General features: G+C 69.4%; 11 protein-coding genes and 1 pseudogene. 6 read left to right on the top strand and 6 right to left on the bottom strand.

Features of this window, described 5'->3' with window-relative positions:
* Nucleotides 1-2 precede the first annotated feature (2 nt).
* The 4 genes from AC1DNF_RS16985 to AC1DNF_RS16970 all read right to left on the bottom strand — a co-directional run bounded on the left by AC1DNF_RS16985 (nt 3) and on the right by AC1DNF_RS16970 (nt 7826).
* The gene (locus AC1DNF_RS16985) at nt 3-461 is read right to left on the bottom strand and encodes a RidA family protein (RefSeq protein ID WP_478149780.1); all 459 of its coding nucleotides are present in this window, start codon (nt 459-461) and stop codon (nt 3-5) included.
* Nucleotides 458-1432, bottom strand: coding sequence for a transglutaminase family protein (locus tag AC1DNF_RS16980; RefSeq protein ID WP_478149779.1), 975 nt, complete (start codon nt 1430-1432; stop codon nt 458-460). Before AC1DNF_RS16980 ends, AC1DNF_RS16985 begins: the two co-directional genes overlap by 4 nt.
* A gap of 65 nt (nt 1433-1497) precedes the next feature.
* Nucleotides 1498-4212: a circularly permuted type 2 ATP-grasp protein gene (locus AC1DNF_RS16975; RefSeq protein ID WP_478149778.1), complete on the bottom strand. Its 2715-nt coding sequence runs from the start codon at nt 4210-4212 to the stop codon at nt 1498-1500.
* Nucleotides 4213-4328: 116 nt separating this feature from the next.
* The gene (locus AC1DNF_RS16970; RefSeq protein WP_478149777.1) at nt 4329-7826 is read right to left on the bottom strand and encodes a transglutaminase family protein; all 3498 of its coding nucleotides are present in this window, start codon (nt 7824-7826) and stop codon (nt 4329-4331) included.
* Between the two features lie 182 nt (nt 7827-8008).
* On the opposite strand from AC1DNF_RS16970, the gene AC1DNF_RS16965 reads away from it, so the two are divergent.
* The 5 genes from AC1DNF_RS16965 (at nt 8009) to AC1DNF_RS16945 (ending at nt 14998) form a co-directional block, all read left to right on the top strand.
* Nucleotides 8009-10402 (top strand): DNA internalization-related competence protein ComEC/Rec2, encoded by a 2394-nt coding sequence (locus AC1DNF_RS16965; RefSeq protein WP_478149793.1) that lies wholly within the window; start codon nt 8009-8011, stop codon nt 10400-10402.
* A gap of 55 nt (nt 10403-10457) precedes the next feature.
* Nucleotides 10458-11984: a circularly permuted type 2 ATP-grasp protein gene (locus AC1DNF_RS16960; RefSeq protein WP_478149776.1), complete on the top strand. Its 1527-nt coding sequence runs from the start codon at nt 10458-10460 to the stop codon at nt 11982-11984.
* Nucleotides 11985-12005: 21 nt separating this feature from the next.
* Nucleotides 12006-12962 carry an alpha-E domain-containing protein gene (locus AC1DNF_RS16955; protein WP_478149775.1) on the top strand — a complete coding sequence of 319 codons (957 nt, stop codon included), beginning with the start codon at nt 12006-12008 and terminating at the stop codon, nt 12960-12962.
* Between the two features lie 86 nt (nt 12963-13048).
* On the top strand, nt 13049-14317 hold the full coding sequence (locus tag AC1DNF_RS16950) for a glycosyltransferase (RefSeq protein ID WP_478149774.1): 1269 nt from the start codon (nt 13049-13051) through the stop codon (nt 14315-14317).
* A gap of 51 nt (nt 14318-14368) precedes the next feature.
* Nucleotides 14369-14998 carry an acyltransferase gene (locus tag AC1DNF_RS16945; protein ID WP_478149773.1) on the top strand — a complete coding sequence of 210 codons (630 nt, stop codon included), beginning with the start codon at nt 14369-14371 and terminating at the stop codon, nt 14996-14998.
* A 128-nt stretch (nt 14999-15126) separates the two neighbouring features.
* Here AC1DNF_RS16945 and AC1DNF_RS16940 read toward each other — a convergent pair whose 3' ends face one another.
* A complete protein-coding gene (locus AC1DNF_RS16940) occupies nt 15127-15678 on the bottom strand; it encodes a calcium-binding protein (protein WP_478149772.1) in 552 nt (183 codons plus the stop codon).
* Here AC1DNF_RS16940 and AC1DNF_RS16935 point away from each other — a divergent pair.
* Nucleotides 15634-16182: pseudogene (locus AC1DNF_RS16935) on the top strand (calcium-binding protein); the annotation flags it as partial. The gene AC1DNF_RS16940 and the pseudogene AC1DNF_RS16935 overlap by 45 nt on opposite strands.
* 166 nt (nt 16183-16348) lie before the next feature.
* Here the strand turns inward: AC1DNF_RS16935 and glpK are convergent.
* Complete coding sequence (gene glpK, locus AC1DNF_RS16930; RefSeq protein ID WP_478149771.1) at nt 16349-17848, bottom strand: glycerol kinase GlpK; 1500 nt, start codon at nt 17846-17848, stop codon at nt 16349-16351.

The following is a 17848-nucleotide window of genomic DNA, read 5'->3' as shown; positions in this document are numbered from 1 at the left end:
CTTCATTCGACTTCCGCGATCAGTTCGATCTCCACGCATGCGCCCATCGGGATCTGCGCCACGCCGAAGGCACTGCGCGCATGCGCGCCCTTGACGCTGCCGAAGACCTCGGCGAAGAGCTCGCTCGCGCCGTTGGTGACGAGGTGCTGTTCGGTGAAGGTGCCCACCGAGTTGACCAGGCTCATCACCTTGACGATGCGCTTGACCTTGTCGAGGTCGCCGACGGCCGCGTGCAGCGTGCCGAGCAGCTCGATTGCGATCGAGCGCGCGGCCTGCTTGCCGTCTTCCGTCGTCAGGTTGGCGCCGAGCTGGCCGACCCAGGGCTTGCCGTCCTTCCTGGCGATGTGGCCGGACAGAAAAACCAGGTTGCCGGTGCGCGCGAAAGGCACGTAGGCGGCGGCGGGGGTGGAGACGGGCGGCAGGGTGATGCCGAGGCTGGAAAGCTTGTCGTAAACGCTCATGGGGATTCCTCGTTGCGGGACTGCGATTGAGACTGTGATTGTGATTGCGTCCGCGCCGCGGCCGCGGCCTGCGCGCGCAGCTCCTCCAGCGGCCGGACGGTGACACCCACGCCCAGCGTGTGCCGCGCGCCGCCGTGCAGCACGCCGCGCATGGGCGAGACGTCGGAATAGTCGCGGCCGACGGCGAGCGTCACGTAGTCCTCGCCGGGTTGCCGGCCGTTGGTCGGGTCGAAGTCGGCCCAATCGCCGGGGCCTTCCGCGCCAGGCAGGTATACCGACACCCACGCATGCGACGCGTCGGCGCCGACCAGCCTCGGCTGGCCCGGCGGCGGCTGCGTCAGCAGGTAGCCGCTCACGTAGCGCGCCGGCAGGCCCATGCTGCGCAGGCAGCCGATCATGATGTGCGCGAAGTCCTGGCACACGCCCTTGCGCTGGGCCAGGGCTTCGACGGCCGGCGTGTTGACTTCGGTGCTCTCGGCGTCGTAGATGAAGTCGCGGTACATGCGCATCGTGAGCTCCATCGCGACCTCGAACGCCGGCCGGTCGGCGGCGAAACTCGGCCGCGCATAGGCCGCGAAATCCTCGTGACGCGGAACGTAGCGCGACGGAAAGACGAACTCGCAGGCCGGGTCGTAGCTCGAATCCTTGACGTAGCGGAAGCGCTCCCGCACTTCTTCCCAAGGCAGCTCGCGGGCCACGGCCGGCGACAGCACGGGCGGGGAGGTCTCGACCACGCTCTCGGCCGTGACCACCAGTTCATCGTGCGTCGATTCGAGCGCGAAGAAAGCCCGCGTGTTGCCGTAGACATCCAGCGATTCGCTGCGCTGCGCCGGCTCCGGCGTGATCCGCAAGGCGTGGCTGACCAGGCGCTGCGAGGCCGTGCTCATGGGCTTCAGGTGCGCGAGGTGCTGGGCCGTCTCGACCGGCGGCGTGTAGTCGTAGCGGGTTTCGTGGGTGACGTGGAGCAGCATGGGCGAAGCTTACAGGCGGCCGCCGCCGGTGATCCACGAAATGGCGAGCCGGGGGGCCGACATCCCTAGGCTCCAACCGAACGAAGGGACTCGGAGGTCAACGTGAAATAGCGTGTGCCGATCGCGTCCGACACGTGGTACGCGGCCGTCTCGCAGGCGCCGAACAGATGCACGAGCCCGGGGTACTTGTTGTCCGGGCCGGCCTCGCACAGGCGTTCCAGTGTCCACGCCGCCGGGTCCGGCAGCTCGTAGGAGAGGGCGGTGAGCTTGCCCGGCGCGCTGCCCGCCAGTCGCGCGATGCGCCCGCGCAGCGTCTGCGTGACCCAGGCCAGCGAACGCGGATTGTCGCCGTCGAGCACCAGCAGGTCGACCAGCGTCGCGACGTCGCGCCGCTGCTGGTAGCGCGCATGGAAGGTGATGGTGCTGTCGAACAGCGCCACCATCGCCTCGAAGCCGGTCATCTCGTGCACCGTGTCGTTCTCGAAGCCGGCCGCCAGCGCGCTGGAGAGAAAGCCCAGCCGCTCGATGTGGCGGCCGATCGACAACAGCCGCCAGGCGTCGTCGCGCGTCATGCGGTCGGTCTGGGCGCCGGTCATCGCGGCCAGCGCGGTGCTCGTGGACTCGAGCAGGCGCAGCGCCGCGCCGGTCGCGTAGCCGCCTTCGGCTTTCTCGCCGGCATGCTCCGCGCTGCGGCGCAGGAAGTCGGCCTCGGCGCGCACGATCTGGTTCCAGTGGTCCTGCGACAGCCGCTCGCGCACCGCGGCTGCGGCTTCGCGGATGCAGCGCAGGCTGTAGCCGACGCTGCCGCCCTTTTCGACGTCGCCCAGTTCCGCGATCAGCGCGCGCTCGAACACGCGGCGCGATTTCGGCGTGGTCGGCACCGCGGCCGGCACCAGCGCATTGCGCAGGGCCAGGCGATGCAGCCAGCTCATCAGGGCGCGGGAGGAGGGGTCCTCGCCGCCGAGCAGATCGAGCGTGACGCGGGCCAGCCGCACCGCGTTCTCGGCGCGCTCGGTGTAGCGGCCGAGCCAGAACATGTTCTCCGCCGCGCGGCTGGTGACCGGCGCGCGGTGGCGCGCAAGCGATGCCGGCGTGGCATGCGGCTGCAGCAGCGTGGTGCGGTCGACCTCGCCGCGGGTCTGCACCCAGACGTCGGCGCTGCTGCCGCCGCGCTGCATCGACGCGATCTGCGCGTCGGCGCCCGCCAGCCGCGCGAGGCCGCCGGGCAGCACCCGCCACGAGCGCGGCCCGTCGCTCACCGCGAAGACGCGCAGCAGCACCGAGCGCGGCGCGATGTGGCCGCGGCCGAGGTCCTGCGCCCAGGTGGGCATCTGCGACAGCGGCAGGTAGCTTTGCACGGTGTGCTCGTCGCCCTGTCGCACGATGCGGCCGGCCCATTCGTCGAGCTCGCGCCGCCCCATGCGCTGTCCGAGCACGGCGTCGAAGTTGGTGTGCGAGTCGTCGTTGGGGTAGGTCGCCTTGATCGCGCTGTCGCCGAGTTGCGGCAGTACCGCTTCCATGGCGGCACGCTCGCCGCACCACCAGGTCGGCAGGGCCGGCAGCAGCAGCTTCTCGCCGATCAGGCGGCGCCCCAGGGCCGGCAGGAAGCCGAGCAGGGCGGGCGATTCGAGAAAGGCCGAACCGGGCATGTTGGCCACCAGCACGTTGCCCGCGCGGATCGCCTGCAGCAGCCCCGGCACGCCGAGGGTGGAGTCGGGGCGCAGTTCCAGCGGGTCGAGGAACTGGTCGTCGAGCCGCTTGATCAGCCCGTGCACCGGCCGCAGGCCCTGCAGCGTCTTCAGGTAGAGGCGCTGGTCGCGCACCGTGAGATCGCTGCCCTCGACCAGCGTGATGCCCAGGTAGCGCGCCAGGTAGGCGTGCTCGAAGTAGGTTTCGTTGTAGGGGCCGGGCGTGAGCAGGGCGATGTGCGGCGGCTGGCCGGCCGGGCACATCCGCTGCAGGCCTTCCATCATCGCGCTGTAGGTGGCGGCGAGGCGCTGCACGCGCAGCGCCTCGAAGGCCTGCGGGAACTGGCGTGCGATGGCGAGGCGGTTTTCCAGCAGGTAGCCCAGGCCCGAAGGCGCCTGCGTGCGCTGCGAGACCACCCACCAGTTGCCGTCCGGCCCGCGCGCGAGATCGAAGGCCGCGATGTGCAGCCAGGTGTCGCCCGGCGGCTTGACGCCGTGCATGGCGCGCAGGTAGCCCGGATGGCCCTGCACCAGCGCGGGCGGCAGCAGGCCTTCGGCCAGCAGCTGCTGCGGGCCGTAGACGTCGGCCACCACGCGGTCGAGCACGCGCACGCGCTGCTGCACGCCGGTCTCGATCTGTGCCCAGCTCTCGGGCGAGACGATCAGGGGAAAGAGGTCGAGCGACCAGGGCCGTTGCGGGCCGTCGGCGTCGGCATAGACGTTGTAGGTGACGCCGTTGTCGCGGATCTGCCGCGCCAGGCTGATGGCGCGCCGGGGCAGGTCGTCGAAGCCGCCGGCGCCCAGGTGTTCGAAGAAACCGGCCCAGGGCCCGGCCAGCGGCGGGCGTTCGCGCGAGGCGCCGTCGTCGGCGGCCTGCGCCTGGGGGGGCGGCGGGGTGGACGCGGCGTCGTACAGCGGCGCCGGCTGCGAGGGCGCGCCCTGGCGCGCGGCACCCGGCGCGCTCGGCGCCATCACGGCGCCGCGCAACTCGTCGAAGTGTCCGGGCGCAGCCGCGGGCGCGAGCGCCGAGGCGAGCACGGCCGGTGCTTCCAATGCCTGTGCGTCGAAGAGTGATTCGTTCAGTGAGTCCACGGTGCGCCGATTGTCACACCCCCGTCACGCGCATGGAATGCGGCCGCGCCGCCCCCTCGGGGGGGTGGCGGATCGGACGCCGCGAAGCGAAGTGAAAAGCCGGGGGGCAGCCCCTTTCAGCGTCGCAGGTCCAGCGTGAACGGGAACTCGCGGCTGCCCGCCAATTCGATGGTCGCCGGCGGCGTGCTCATCAGGCCCGGCGTGTGGCCCATGCGCGTGAAGCGCGAATGGCGCCGGCTCTCGGCTTCGTAGGCATTCACCGGGAAGCTGTCGTAGTTGCGCCCGCCCGGATGCGCGACGAAATACTGGCAGCCGCCCAGCGAACGCTTCATCCAGGTGTCGACCAGGTCGAAGGTCAGCGGCGCGTGCGCGCCGATGCTGGGGTGCAGCGCCGAGGGCGGGTTCCAGGCCTTGTAGCGCACGCCGGCGACGAATTCGCCGGCGGTGCCGGTGGGCTGCAGCGGCAGCGCCTTGCCGTTGACGGTGACCACGTGGCGGCTCTCGTTCAGGCCGGTCACCCGCACCTCGATGCGCTCCAGCGACGAATCGACATAGCGCACCGTGCCGCCGGCCGAGCCTTCCTCGCCCATCACGTGCCAGGGTTCGAGCGCGTTGCGCAGCGTCAGCTCCACGCCCATCGCCTGCACCTGGCCGACCAGCGGGAAGCGGAACTCCAGGTGCGGCGCGAACCAGTTCGGGTCGAAGGCGAAGCCGGCCTGACGCATCTCGGAGATGACGTCGTCGAAGTCCATCTTCACGAAGGTCGGCAGCAGGAAGCGGTCGTGCAGCTCGGTGCCCCAGCGCGTCGCGGGCGCCAGGTAGGGCGCGTCCCAGAAGCGGGCGATGAAGGCGCGCAGCAGCAGCTGCTGCGCGATGCTCATGCGCGCGTGCGGCGGCATCTCGAAGGCGCGCAGTTCCAGCAGGCCCAGGCGTCCGGTGCTGGAATCGGGCGAGTAGAGCTTGTCGATGCAGAACTCGCTGCGGTGCGTGTTTCCGGTGACGTCGACCAGGATGTTGCGCAGCGTGCGGTCCACCAGCCAGGCGGGCATGTTCTGCCCATGGATCTCGCGGTTGCGCGCGATTTCCTTGAGGGCGATCTCCAGCTCGTAGAGCTGGTCGTTGCGTGCCTCGTCGACGCGCGGCGCCTGGCTGGTCGGGCCGATGAACATGCCCGAGAAGAGGTAGCTCAGCGACGGATGGTTGTGCCAGTAGAGCAGCAGGCTCGCCAGCAGTTCGGGCCGGCGCAGGAAGGGGCTGTCCGCCGGCACGGCGCCGCCCAGCACGAAGTGATTGCCCCCGCCGGTGCCCGTGTGGCGGCCGTCGGTCATGAACTTTTCGGCCGACAGGCGGGTCTCGAAGGCCGCGTCGTAGAGGAATTCGGTGTGCGCGACCAGTTCGCGCCAGTTGCTGGCGGGATGGATGTTGACCTCGATCACACCCGGGTCGGGCGTGACCTGCAGCAGCTTGAGGCGCGGGTCGCGCGGTGGCGGATAGCCTTCCATCATGATCCGCATGCCGAGCTGGCGCGCGGTGGCCTCGACCGCCGCGACGAGGTCCAGGTAGTCCTCCAGGCGCGCGAGCGGGGGCATGAAGACGTAGAGCACGCCCGAGGCGTCGCCGAGCTTCTCGGCCGCAGGGCCGTTGGCGCGGCGCGGGTCGCGCACCTCCACGCAGAGGGCCGTGCGCGTCACCCAGTGGGCCGACTCGCCGCGGCGCGGCTGGCGCGGCGTGGTGGGGTCGCGAGGCGCATCGCTGCTCGCGTCGCCCGCGCCGCCCGCCGCCTGCATGCGAAGGGCGGCGGCCGAGGGCTGCGGCGAGCCGAAGGCATAGGGCACGGCGCCGCGGTCGGCATCGGGCTCGCCCCCGGGGGCGCCGGCATAGCGCGCGCTGAAGGCCGCCGCGCTCGGCAGGGCGGCGCGCGGCGCGGTCGGGTCGCGTTCGATGAGATAGGGGTAGTCGCCCTTGCTGGCCCAAGGCTGCGAATCCAGAGGCAGGCGGTAGCCCATCGGCGAATCGCCGGGAATCAGGTACATGCGGTCATCGCGCAGGAACCAGGGGCCGGTCTTCCAGCCGGGGCCTTCGAGCGGCGGCGCGTCCTTGTCGGCGTTCGAGGCTTCGATCGGCAGCATGTAGCCGATCACGGCGTCGAGCTTCTGCGTGAAGACGCGGCGCAGGCGCACGCGTTCCATCTCGTCGTCGAGCTTCGAATCGAAGGGGTCGACATTGACCGGCAGCCGCCGTTCGCGCCAGAGGTAGTAATAGACGTCCTCGTAGCCGGGCTGCACGTAGCGCTCGGTCAGGCCCAGGTTGTGCGCCAGCACCGTGGTGAAGCGGCGCGCGTCCTCGCTGGTGTAGTGGGTCGGCGCGCGCTCGTCGGCGAAGAGGGCGGGGTCCTGCCACAGGGTCTGGCCGTCGGCGCGCCAGAAGATCGACAGCGCCCAGCGCGGCAGCTGCTCGCCCGGATACCACTTGCCCTGCCCGAAATGCAGGAAGCCGCCTTCGCCGTACTCGGCGCGCAGCCGATGCACGAGCTCGGTCGCGTAGCCGCGTTTGGTGGGGCCGAGCGCATCGGTGTTCCATTCGGGCGCATCGCGGTCGCTGGTGGCCACATAGGTCGGCTCGCCGCCCATCGTGAGGCGCACGTCGCCGGCCTTCAGGCGCGTATCGACCGCATCGCCGAGCGCCAGCACGGCGGCCCATTGCTCCTCGGTGTAGGGCTTGGTCACGCGCGGCGATTCGTGGATGCGCGTGACCTTCATCTCATGGCTGAACTCGACCTCGGCATCGTCGACCGCGCCTTCGATCGGCGCCGCGCTGGAGGGCGTGGGCGTGCAGGCGAGCGGGATGTGACCTTCGCCGGCCATCAGGCCGGAGGTGGCGTCGAGTCCGATCCAGCCCGCGCCGGGCAGGTAGACCTCGCACCAGGCGTGCAGGTCGGTGAAATCGACGGTGGTGCCGCTCGGGCCGTCGAGCGCCTTCACGTCGGGCGTGAGCTGGATCAGGTAGCCCGAGACGAAGCGCGCCGCCAGTCCGACGTGGCGCAGCAGCTGCACCAGCAGCCAGCCGGAGTCGCGGCAGGAGCCGCTGCCGTTGGCGAGGGTCTCCTCCGGCGTCTGCACGCCTGGCTCCATGCGGATGAGGTAGTCGACGTCCTTCTGCACCTGCTGGTTGAGGCCCACCAGGAAGTCGATGGTGCGCTGCTTCTTGCGGTCGATCTTGTCGAGGTAGGCCCGCACCAGCGGCGTGACTTCGTCGGCCACGAGGTACGGCGCGAGTTCCTGGGCCTGCGACTCGCTGTACTTGAAGGGGAAGTTCTCGGCCTGCGGCTCTAGGAAGAAGTCGAAGGGGTTGTAGACCGCCATCTCGACCACGAGGTCGACCGTGACCTTGAACTCGCGTGTCTTCTCGGGGAATACCAGCCGCGCGAGGTAGTTCGCGAAGGGGTCCTGCTGCCAGTTGATGAAGTGCTGCTCGGGCTCGATCCGCAGCGAATACGAGATGACGTTGCTGCGGCAGTGCGGCGCCGGACGCAGGCGGATCACCTGAGGGCCCAATTGCACCGGACGGTCGTACTTGTAGTGGGTGACGTGGTGGAGCGCGGCGTGGATGGACATTTTTTCTCAGAGCATCGAGGTTGCCTCGGGTGGGACGCATACTAGCCCACAGAGCAAGCAATTAGCGCGCCACAGAACAGCGCCAGGGAGTGAATTGCAGCATGCAGTGGGATGTTGACCCGGCGATGTCGGGCGGGGAAGAGGCGCGCGCGCAGGCGCATGGCTACGGGGTCTTTGCCTTCATGGCGGGCTCGGTGCTGGGCGCGGCGCTGCAGTTGCAGCAGGCCGTGTTGTGGGGCCGCGGCGTCTATGCCGCGCTGGTGCTCGCGGCCTTGGCCGGATGGCTGCTGTCGCGCGTGTCGCGGCGCGTGCTGCGAGTGCCCTGGCCGATAGCCTTGCTGCTGGGTGCCCTGGCCGGCGCGGGATCCGTGGGATGGCGCGCATCGGTGTACGCGCAGGGCGCGCTGTCGCCCGCGCTCGAAGGCCGCGACCTGGAGGTAGTGGGCGTGGTCTCGCAGATGCCGCAGCGCGGCGCCGGGGCCGTGCGATTCCTGTTCGAGCCCGAGTCGGCGCGCTGGGCCGATGCGAACGAAGGCGGCGCGCCGGTCGTGCCCGCGCGCATCTCGCTGGGCTGGTATGCCGACAACACCGGCCTCTGGGGCCGCTTGCCGGAGGAGGCCTTGCCGTCCGGCCCGGCCGATGCCCCCTCGCCCGTGCATGCGGGGGAGCGCTGGCGCCTCACGGTGCGCCTGAAGGCGCCGCATGGAAACCTCAACCCCTACGGCTTCGACCAGGAACTGCGCTGGTGGGAGCTGGGCGTGCAAGCCATCGGCTACGTGCGCGCCGGTGCCCGCGACGCGCGTGCCGAGCGCATCGGCGACACCTGGCTGCACCCCATCGAGCAGGCACGCGAAAAGGTGCGCGATGCGGTGCTGGCCCGCGTGGCCGACCGTGCGCGGGCCGGCGTGATCGCCGCGCTGGTGGCGGGCGACCAGAACGCGATCGAGCGCGCCGACTGGGACGTCTTCCGCGCCACCGGCGTCGCGCACCTGATGTCGATCTCGGGCCTGCACGTCACGATGTTCGCCTGGGCGGCGGCACTGCTCGTGGGGGCGCTCTGGCGCCGCGGCGGACGGCTGATGCTGATCTGGCCGGCGCCGCATGCCGCGCTCGCCGGCGGCCTGCTGCTCGCGGCGCTCTATGCGCTCTTCAGCGGCTGGGGCGTGCCCGCGCAGCGCACGGTCTGGATGCTGGCCACAGTGGGCCTGCTGCGCCTGTCGGGACGGCGCTGGCCCTGGCCTCCCATCTGGCTGTGCGCCTGCGCGGTGGTGGTGGCGCTGGACCCGTGGGCGCTGATGCAGCCCGGCTTCTGGCTCAGCTTCGTGGCCGTCGGCGTGCTCTTCGCGGCCGGCTCCATGGCGCCCGATGCCCCCGCGATGCGGCTGCGGACCCGCCTGGGCCAGGCGTGGCGCGAGCAGTGGGTCGTGACGCTCGCGCTCACGCCGCTCGGCCTGCTGCTGTTCCAGCAGGTCTCGGCGGTCGGCCTGGCGGCCAATGCCGTCGCCATCCCCTGGGTCACGCTCGTCCTCACGCCGCTGGCCATGCTCGGCGTCGTGCTCCCGATTTCATGGGATGCGGCCGCCTGGGCGGTGCAGGCGCTGGCCGTGCTGCTGCAGTGGCTGGCCGCGCTGCCCTTCGCCACGGTCTCGATGCCCGCGCCGGCCCTCTGGGCGGCGGCGGCGGGCGTGGCCGGCGGCGTGCTGCTGTCGATGCGCCTGCCCGGCTCGATGCGCGCCCTCGGCCTTCCCTTGCTGCTGCCGGTGCTCCTCTGGCAGGCGCCACGCCCGCCGGCCGGCGAGTTCGAGCTGCTCGCGGCCGACGTCGGGCAGGGCAATGCCGTGCTGGTGCGCACCGCCACCCACAGCCTCCTCTACGACAGCGGCCCGCGCTACAGTCTGAAAAGCGACGCCGGCCACCGCGTGCTCGTGCCGCTGCTGCGCGCCCTGGACGAAGACCTCGACACCCTCGTGCTGAGCCACCGCGACAGCGACCACACCGGCGGGGCACCCGCCGTGCTCGCGATGCAGCCGCGGGCGAGACTGCTGAGCTCCATCGAGCCCGGGCATGCGCTGCAGGCCCTGCGCCCGGCCAGGCGTTGCGAGGCCGGCCAGCAATGGGAATGGGACGGCGTGCGCTTCGAAGTCCTGCATCCGGCCGAGGCCGACTACAGCGCCTTCACCCGGCCCAACGCCGTGTCCTGCGTGCTGCGCATCGCCAGCGGCCGCGCGAGCGCCATCCTGGCCGGCGACATCGAATACCTGCAGGAGGCCGCGCTGGTGGCCCGCACGCCCGCCCTGCGCGCGGACCTGCTGCTGGTGCCGCACCACGGGAGCAAGACCTCGTCGAGCCCGGCGCTGCTCGATGCGGTGCGGCCGCGCGTGGCGCTGGTTCAGGCCGGCTACCGCAATCGCTTCGGCCATCCCGCGCCGACGGTGACGGATCGCTACCTCGCGCGCGGCGTACACGTGGTGGAAAGCGCCCGCTGCGGCGCGGCCCACTGGTCGAGCACGGCGCCCGCCCGGGTGCGCTGCGAGCGCGAGCGCCGCGCACGCTACTGGCATCATCGCGCGCCTTGAGGCGGGTGAGTGGCCTTGAACTTGCTAAGCTATGCGCAAGGAGATTGGTCGTCCCATGCACAAATTCGACGAGATGTACGAGCAGCTGCCCTACCACGGCGCGCCGGTCCGCAGCCACTACAAGCGCTACGACCAATGGCTGGCGAAGCAGCCCGCGGAGGTGATGCGTTCGCGGCGCGAGGAGGCGGAAATGATCTTCCGCCGGGTCGGCATCACCTTCGCGGTGTACGGCGCGAAGGACGAGGACGGCTCGGGCACCGAGCGGCTGATCCCCTTCGACCTGCTGCCGCGCATCATTCCGGCCCACGAATGGGCCTCGATGGAAAAAGGCCTGGTGCAGCGCGTGACCGCGCTCAACCGCTTCATCCACGACGTCTACCACGGCCAGGAAATCATCAAGGCCGGCGTGGTGCCGGCCGAGCAGGTCCTGAACAACGCGCAGTACCGCCCCGAGATGGCGGGCGTGAAGGTTCCCAACGACATCTACTCGCACATCTCCGGCATCGACATCGTGCGCGCCCCCGATGCCCAGGGCAACGGCGAGTACTACGTGCTGGAGGACAACCTGCGCGTGCCCAGCGGCGTGAGCTACATGCTGGAGAACCGCAAGATGATGATGCGGCTCTTCCCCGATCTCTTCAGCCAGAACCGCATCGCGCCGGTCGCGCACTATCCCGACCTGCTGCTGGAAACCCTGCGCGCCTCGGCGCCGCCGGCCACGGCCGAGCCCACGGTGGTGGTGCTGACGCCCGGCATGTACAACAGCGCCTACTTCGAGCATGCCTTCCTCGCGCAGCAGATGGGCGTGGAACTGGTCGAGGGGCAGGACCTCTTCGTCAAGGACGACTTCGTCTACATGCGCACCACGCGCGGCCCGCGCCGGGTCGACGTGATCTACCGCCGCGTGGACGACGACTTCCTCGACCCCGAGGTGTTCCGCCCGACCTCGACCCTGGGCGCCGCCGGCCTGATGCGCGCCTACCGCGAAGGCAATGTCGTGATCTGCAACGCGGTGGGCACCGGCGTGGCGGACGACAAGTCCATCTACCCCTACGTGCCGAAGATGATCGAGTTCTACCTCGGCGAGAAGCCGATCCTGAAGAACGTGCCCACCTACATGTGCCGCAACAAGGACGAACTGGCCTACACGCTCGCCAACATGAAGGACCTGGTCGTCAAGGAAGTGCACGGGGCGGGCGGCTACGGCATGCTCATCGGCCCGGCCGCGACGCAGGCCGAGATCGAGGACTTCAAGAAGGCCGTGATCGCCAAGCCCGACGGCTACATCGCCCAGCCGACGCTGAGCCTTTCCACTTCGCCGACCTTCGTCGACGCCGGCATCGCGCCGCGCCACATCGACCTGCGGCCCTTCGTGCTCTCGGGCAAGACGGTGCAGATGGTGCCCGGCGGACTGACGCGCGTGGCGCTCAAGGAGGGCTCGCTGGTCGTCAATTCGTCGCAGGGCGGCGGCACCAAGGACACCTGGATCCTCGAGGCCGACCGCAGCGGCAGACCGCGCTCGGCGGTCCAGTCGCAATCGCAGATGCAGACCCCCCTGCCGACGCCCACCAAGCCGACCTGATCAGAGAGGGTTCATCACATCATGCTGTCACGCACCGCCGATCACCTCTACTGGATGTCGCGCTACACCGAGCGTGCCGAGAACACTGCGCGCATGCTCGACGTCAACTACCAGACCTCGCTGCTGCCGCAGTCGGCCGAGGTCGCCAAGTACGGCTGGCAGGGCCTGCTGTCGATCAGCGAACTGCTGCCGCTCTACAGCGAGAAGCACGAGCACATCAACCCGAAGGAGGTGATGGAGTTCATGGTGAAGGACGAGTCGAATCCTTCGTCCATCCTCTCCTGCCTGCGGGCCGCGCGCGAGAACGCGCGGGCCGTGCGCGGCGCGCTGACCACCGAGGCCTGGGAGACGCAGAACACCACCTGGCTGGAGGTCAATCGCATGCTGCGCGCGGGCGATTTCGAGCGCGACCCGGGTCAGTTCTTCGAATGGGTCAAGTTCCGCTCGCACCTCTCGCGTGGCGTGACGCTGGGCACCATGCTGCAGGACGAGGCTTTCTTCTTCTCGCGCCTTGGCACCTTCCTCGAGCGCGCCGACAACACGGCGCGCCTGGTCGACGTGAAGTTCCATGCGCTCAACAGCGAGTTCTTCGGCACGGCCACCGAGGAAGACCAGGAATACGACTTCTATCACTGGAGCGCCATCCTGCGCAGCGTCTCGGCCTTCGAGGTCTACCGCAAGGTGTACCGCGACGTGATCAAGCCCGAGCGCGTGGCCGAGCTGCTGATGCTGCGGCCCGACATGCCGCGCTCATTGCATGCCTGCATGATCGAAGTCGTGAGCAACCTCGAGAAGGTGAAGAACGAGCAGAGCGCCGAGACGCAGCGCCGCGCGGGCAAGCTGCTGGCCGACCTGCAGTACGCGCGGGTCGACGAGATCCTGGCGACCGGGCTGCATGCCTACCTGACGCAGTTTCTCGACCGCGTGAACGAACTGGGCTGGCGCATCAGCCAGGACTTCCTGGTGCCTGCGCACTGAGGGGCGTTCTAGTACTTCCGGGCGACTGACTTTCCTGGTCCGCGTGTGTAGAGTCGCGCGCAAATCAACAGATCAGGGAGCATCGCATGCAGGCGATGAATGCGGCCGACAGGACGGCCGATCATTTCGCGCACGGGCCGGGGCCGCGTGTGCTTCTCGCGTGGGAATACGGCCGCAACTACGGGCATGTGTCGAGGCTGCAGGCCGTCGCCGGCCTCGTCGAGCAGGAGGGCGGCCAGCCCGTATGGGCATTGCCCTCGGCATGCCTGCGGAAGAAGGCCGCCTTCCTGGCGCCTTCGGATGCCTGCGTCGAGGCGCCCACGAATGCGGCGGCCCGCGCGATGACGGGCTTTGGCGCCCGCTCCTTTGCCGATGTGCTGCTGGGCCACGGCTTCGGCAACGTCGTCGAACTGGCGATCGCCGTGCGCGCCTGGATGCGCTTGTTCGAGCGCGTCGATCCCCGCGGCGTCGTGATCGACAGCGCGCCCACCGCGCAACTGGCGGCGCAGCTGATGGGCCTGCGGACCTTCCAGCTCACCAACGGCTTCGACGCGCCGCCGCCCGAATGCCCGGATTTCGAGGCGGGCTACGGCGGGGTTCAGGCTGAGCGCCGCAACGACACCCGTCTTGCCACGCTGAACCAGAACATCCGCCATGCCGCCCGCCTGTGCGCGGGCCGTACCGACGTCTCGGCGGAGAGCTTCTTCGACTACCCGCGGAAGGTGTTCGATGGCGTGGCCGAGACGGACCCCTACGGCCCGCGCGTCATGCAGTGGAAGGTCGGCCCGCTGGGCGCGCCGCCGCACGTTCTGCGCGCGGAGTGGCTCGAGGCCCGCGCGCAGCGCAAGCGCGTGCTGGTCTGCATGCGTGCCATGCCGGGGGGCATCCAGTTGCTCGACGCCCTTGCGCGCCGCGACCTGGACACGCTGTGCGCGTGGCCGCATGCGTCGGCCGAGGTGCTTTCGCGCTTCCACGCGTCGAGCGTGCGCATCGTCCCTTGCGCCCTGGCGCTCGATCTGCTGCTGCCGCAGGCGGACGCCGTCGTGAGCTATGGGCCGAGCACCTTCGTCTGTGCCAGTCTCCTGGCCGGCAAGCCGCAACTGATGCTGCCGATGGACGTCGAGAAGGAGGCGATCTCGCAATGCGTGGCGCGGCGAGGCGCCGGCATCGTGTGGGGACGCGATGGCGCCACCGTGGAGAGCTGCCTGGACCGCCTCCTGCACGCGGGCGGCCTGGCGGCCAGGGCCGAAGCCATCGCCACGGGCTATGCGAAGGTGGGGTGGGAGGCGCGGAGGGCGGCCTGGGGGCGGGCGCTGATGGCTGAAGAGACGACCGATCTGGCGCTCGCTCTGTGATACTTCCTGCCGCGAGACCCATCGGCCTTTCCCTCAACATCCCAGGCAAGCATGAATCTGCACAAGCTCAAACAGCTCCTGAAAAGCCGCCACCCCTCCAACAGCTTGCGCGTCGCCCCGGGCAACACGGTCGAAGTGAGCCGGGACCGCCTGAAGACCCGCATCGTGGTCGACGGCAGGAACAACCGGGTGACCATGCACGCTTCCGTCAGGCTGCGCAACATGGGCATCGAGATCCACGGGTCCGACAACGTCCTCACGATCGGTGAGAACTGCCTGGTGCTGGGTGGGAAGCTCGAACTCTTCGGCGACGGCAACCAGATCGACATCGGGGCCGGCAGCGTGATCAACGAGGCATCGATCATTGCCCATTGGGGCACGCGCGTGCGCATCGGCGCGGGCTGCCTTTTCTCGTCCGCCATCGACGTGCGCACCACCGACAGCCACTCGATCCTGGATGCCTCGGGCGCGAGGATCAACAAGGATATGAACGTCCACATCGGCGACCGCGTGTGGCTCGGACGCGGCGTGTCGGTCACCAAGGGCGCGGAGATCGGCGACGACGTGGTGGTGGCCACCATGGCCGTCGTCGCGCGAAGCATTCCGCCCAACTGCGTGGCGGCGGGCATTCCGGCCAAGGTGATCAAGACGGGGACGACCTGGAGCACGGAGCGACTGTAGAGGGAGGAGTGTTGCAAAGAGTTTCGGATCTCAAGTTCCGGAATTCGAGCCCTTGACGGATATCTTCGAGCTTCGACACAAAAGGTTTCAGGGAGGCGTCGATGCAGAAAATGCAAGGTAGAGCCGCGTCAGCGGAGGGCGGTGTCAGCGGTGAACGTGCCATTGATCGTCTCTGCCAAATTTGAGCCCGCAAGCACCTTGGCCTGGAGGGTGGCCAGGCTCCAGGCCGTGCCATCGGCGAACTGGATCTGCTGCAGCGGGTTGTAGTTGTTGGCCGGGTTGTCCTGGTAGAGGAAGTCCTGCACCGTGATCTGATCCGTGGTGCCGTTGAGCTTGATCACCAGCGACGTGCCCGAAGTCGACAGCCTCACGTCGCTGGCGGCAACGCTGGCCTTGAACCGAAGCGTGTTGATCCGGCCTGCCGTGGTGTCGCTGCTCGAGACGATGGTGTCCTGGCCGTCGCCCTTGCCGAACAGGTAGATGTCGTTGCCCAATCCCCCGGTCAGGGAATCATTGCCCGCGCCACCGTCCAAGGTGTCGTCGCCCACGTCGCCAGACAGCGAGTCGGCACCAGTACCGCCCCATAGCGTGTCGTTCCCGTTGCCGCCAGACAAGAAGTCGTTGCCGGCGCCCCCATCGACAACATCGTTCCCTGTCCCGGCATTGAAGCTGTTTCCCAACACACCATCAGCGCCCTGGACGGCAACGACTCCGTGTACGGCCGCGCAGGAGACGACAGGCTGGACGGCGGCGCGGGGGTTGACTATCTCTTCGGTGAAGCCGGCAACGACACGCTCAATGGCGGGGTAGGCAACGATTCATTGAGTGGCGACATTGGCAACGACACGCTGGACGGTGGTGCGGGCAACGACTCCCTGACCGGCGGCCTGGGCAACGACACCCTCAGCGGCGGGGCGGACAATGACAGCCTGTACGGCGGGGTCGGCAACGATCGCTATGTATTCGGGCGTGGAAGCGACCGCGACACCGTCCTGGACTGCGACGCCACGAGCGGCAACACCGACGCGGCGGTATTCGGCAGCGATGTCTCAACCGAACAACTCTGGTTCCGACAAACGGGCAGCAACCTGGAAGTGAGCATCATCGGTACCGACGACAAGCTCATCCTTGGCGATTGGTATTCGGGCACCGCGTACCGCATCGAGCAATTCAAGACAAGCGACGGGAGGGTGCTGCTCGACAGTCAGGTGCAGAACCTCGTGCAAGCCATGGCGGGGTTCGCACCGCCGGCAGCCGGACAGACGAGCCTGCCGGCGAATTATCAGGACAGCCTGGCGCCCGTCCTCGCGGAACTGGCACTGACACCCCCGCGCGCAGACGCGACGCCCCTCAAACCAGCGTCGCCCTGCGCACCGCCAGCTCCCACCGCTCCATCGCATCCTTCGCCTTCCCGCGGCTCAAGGTCGGCAGAAAGCGCCGCTCCACGCGCCAGAGCTTCGACAACTGCGCCACGTCGCTGTACACCCCGGTCGACAGCCCCGCCAGGTACGCCGCGCCCAGGGCCGTGGTTTCCGTCACTTCCGGCCGCACCACCGGTATCCCCAGCAGGTCGGCCTGGAACTGCATCAGCAGGTCGTTGACGCTCGCGCCGCCATCCACCCGCAGCTCCGCCACCGGCGTGCCGCCCGCGGCCACGGCGTCGCGGCTCATCGCCTGCAGCAAGGCCGCGCTCTGGTACGCGATGCTCTCCAGCGCGGCGCGCGCGATGTGAGCGACGGTGGTGCCGCGCGTGAGGCCGGTGATGATGCCGCGCGCCTCGGCGTTCCAGTAGGGCGCGCCGAGCCCGGTGAAGGCCGGCACCATCATCACGCCGCCCGCATCCGGCACGCTCTCGGCCAGCGCCTGCACCTGGGCGCTGCCCGGGATGGCCTTGAGGCCGTCGCGCAGCCACTGCACCACGGCGCCGCCGACGAAGACGCTGCCTTCCATCGCGTATTGCGGCTGATGACTGGTCTGCGCGGCACTCGTCACCAGCAGGCCGTTGGTCGAAGGCTGGAAGGCGCCGCCGGTGTGCATCAGCAGGAAGCAGCCGGTGCCGTAGGTGTTCTTGGCCATGCCGGCATCGAAGCAGGCCTGGCCGAAGAGGGCGCTCTGCTGGTCGCCGGCGACGCCGCCGATGAACAGGCTCGCGTCGAGAAAGCGCTCGTCCGTGTCGGCGAAGTGCGCGCTCGAGGGCTTGACCTGCGGCATCAGCGACTCCGGGATGTCCAGTGCCTTCAGCAGGTCGGCGTCCCACTGGTTGGTGCGGACGTTGAAGAGCATGGTGCGCGACGCGTTGCTCACGTCCGTCGCGTGCACCTTCCCGCGCGTCAGCTGCCAGATGAGCCAGCTGTCGACGGTGCCGAAGGCGAGTTCGCCGCGCCCGGCGGCGGCGCGCGCGCCCGGCACGTTGTCGAGCAGCCAGCGCAGCTTGGTGCCGGAGAAGTAGGCGTCGATGACGAGCCCGGTCTTCTCGCGGATGGTGTCGGCCATGCCCTCGTCGCGCAGCCGTGCGCACAGGGGCTCGGCGCGCCGGTCCTGCCAGACGATGGCGTGGTGCACCGGCTCGCCGGTCTTGCGGTTCCACAGCACCGTGGTCTCGCGCTGGTTGGTGATGCCTAGCGCGTGGATGTCCCCGGCTTCGAGCCCGGCCTTGGCGAGCGCTTCGCGCGCGGTGTGCAACTGGCTGGTCCAGATCTCCATCGGGTCGTGCTCGACCCAGCCGGGCTGCGGATAGATCTGCGTGAGCTCCTGCTGGGCCATGGCGACGATGCGGCCGCCGCCGTCGAAGACGATGCTGCGGGAGCTCGACGTGCCCTGGTCGAGGGCGAGCAAGTAGGGCGTTGTCAT

The sequence above is a fragment of the Variovorax sp. 01T432 genome, from assembly GCF_056398605.1.
This window is presented reverse-complemented; position numbering and strand designations above follow the sequence as displayed.